The 2,176-nt window shown below is 68.9% G+C and carries 3 protein-coding genes; 1 reads left to right on the forward strand and 2 read right to left on the reverse strand.

Annotated elements, in window-relative coordinates; genetic code table 11:
• Positions 1–972: NAD-dependent epimerase/dehydratase family protein (locus VFH65_RS30595; RefSeq protein WP_353327078.1), on the reverse strand; the 972-nt coding region annotated here is incomplete at its 3' end.
• 80 nt (positions 973–1,052) lie between these two features.
• On the opposite strand from VFH65_RS30595, the gene VFH65_RS30600 reads away from it, so the two are divergent.
• Complete coding sequence (locus VFH65_RS30600) at positions 1,053–1,730, forward strand: phosphoribosyltransferase (protein ID WP_414688549.1); 678 nt, start codon at positions 1,053–1,055, stop codon at positions 1,728–1,730.
• Here VFH65_RS30600 and VFH65_RS30605 read toward each other — a convergent pair.
• Positions 1,727–2,077: a DUF308 domain-containing protein gene (locus tag VFH65_RS30605; protein WP_353327080.1), complete on the reverse strand. Its 351-nt coding sequence runs from the start codon at positions 2,075–2,077 to the stop codon at positions 1,727–1,729. The genes VFH65_RS30600 and VFH65_RS30605 overlap by 4 nt on opposite strands.
• Positions 2,078–2,176: the final 99 nt, after the last annotated feature.

Genomic DNA, 2,176 nt, shown 5'->3' on the forward strand with positions numbered 1-2,176 from the left:
GCCCAGCCGCCCGCCCAACCCGGCGGCGAACAGCGGGCGCAACGCCCGCAGCGGGCCGCCGCGGGCTGACTGCACTATCCCGGTGCGCACCGTGACCACCCGCAGCCCAGCTTGGACGGCGGGAGCCGTCGCGGCCTCCCAGCCGGCGACGACGTCGGCAACGAACCCTTCACCGCGCGCGCTGTCCTCACACAGCAGCGCGTCGCCGCGGTCAGGGCCGTAAATCGCGATCGCCGAGGCGCTGACGAACGTGCGCGGGCCGTCGTCGGCGCGCGCGGCGGCTTCAGCGAGGCTGCGGGTCGGCCCGATGCGGCTGGCGATCGACGCGCCGGCCAGATGCACGACCGCGTCGACGCCGGACAGCAGGTCGGGTGCGGGCTGCTCCGGCTCCCACTGCCGTTCCCCCTCTTGGCTCGCCGGCCGCCGCACCAACCGGATCACCCGATGCCCACCGGTGCTCAGGAATGCCGTCAAAGCGGACCCCACCAGACCCGACGCCCCGGTGACGGCGACAACCAGCGGTTTTGCCCCTGCACCTGCGGCGTCGCGATGGGCGGCCAGATCGTCAGCCAGTTGCCGGTGCCGGTAGACGAACGTCGAACGAAGCGCCGCCGCGGGCACTGGGGTGTCGACGTGGTCGTACACCCGCGTGCCAGTCGATCCCCCGCTGAACTCGTGGGTGTGCCGCCACCTGCCGATCACCCGGGCCGGCCACGATGACGGCCCTTGCGAGGAAAGCGCATCGACGAAGCGGTGCGGCGGATCGAAAGCCGCCGGGTCATGCTGGGCCACCCATCGCAACCCGCCCGGCAGCCCGAGCACCGCTCGCCCGTCGGCCAGCGATTCCGCCTCCGCCAACACCTTCATCGGCTGCCATGGCGGCACCAGCCGCCTCATCGCGCCGGGGCGGGTATGCCAGGCGAACACCTCGGTCAGCGGGTGGTCGACAACGCTGTCGTGCTCGATGCCCATCGCTGATTGCCTCCGTCGCGCTACGGGTACCCACCCACGGTCGTACGCTGAAAATGTCCCCGATATCGAAAAAGACTGCGATGAGCGGATGGAGCAGCCTCGCCCGCCGAAATGCGAGGCGTACGTTCCGGGACCGCCGAGAAGCCGGCCACGTCCTGGCTGAAGAGTTGGCGTCCTATCGCGGCACGGACAACCTGCTCGTGCTCGGCCTTGCCCGCGGCGGCGTGCCAGTCGGGTGGGAGGTGGCGTCGTTCCTGCGGGCCCCGCTGGATGTGTTCCTGGTGCGCAAGCTCGGCGTGCCGCAGTGGCAGGAGCTGGCGATGGGTGCGCTGGCCACCGGTGGTGGTGTGGTGGTCAATGACAGCCTTGTCAAGAACCTCGGCATCAGCGACGAACAACTGCAGGCCGCGATCGAACGCGAGACCGTCGAGCTTCACCGGCGAGAACAGGTCTATCGCCCAGGACGGCCACCGCTGAACCTCGCCGGCATGACGGCGATCCTGGTCGACGACGGCATCGCCACCGGCGCCAGCATGCTCGCCGCGGTCCGCGCGGTGCGGGCCACCCAGCCCGCACAAGTGGTGGTCGCGGTGCCGGTGGGACCCGAGTCGGCGTGCCGGCAGCTCGCCGAGGAAGCCGACGACGTGGTGTGCGCGACCATGCCGCCCGGATTCGAAGCTGTCGGCCAGGTGTTCGAGGATTTCCACCAGGTCACCGACGACGAAGTGCGTGAATTACTCGCCACGCCAACGGTTTAGCGGCCGTCGCGGTCCTCGTCGGCGGTCTCGTCATCACTGTCGTCGCGCACTTCGGTCGTGACCGCGGTGGTTTCAGCGTCGCTCTCGGCTTCGGGTTCCTCGGCGACGAGCGGCTCTTCTGGGTACTCCTCGTCGAACTCGGGCTGCGCCTCAGCTTCGTCGGCATCGGCCGCCGACTCTTCAGCGCCGCCTCTTGAGCGTTCCCGCACCGCATCGACGATCAGCAGCAGAACGCCGATCACGCTGGCGGCGATACAGACCCAGGCGATCAGCTCATTGCTGGTGACGACGGCGGTCACCAGAGCGGCAAGGCCGATGACAGCGAGCACAAGCGCAACGATCAGCATTGATCAACCCTAGGTCGAAGGCGAACTAAACGGGAGGTGCCGCGAGCTTAGTTATTTCCCCGATTGAATTGGTTGAAGCTGGCGTTCTCGCTGTTGGCC

Source organism: Mycobacterium sp., from assembly GCF_035697385.1.
Classification (GTDB): domain Bacteria; phylum Actinomycetota; class Actinomycetes; order Mycobacteriales; family Mycobacteriaceae; genus Mycobacterium.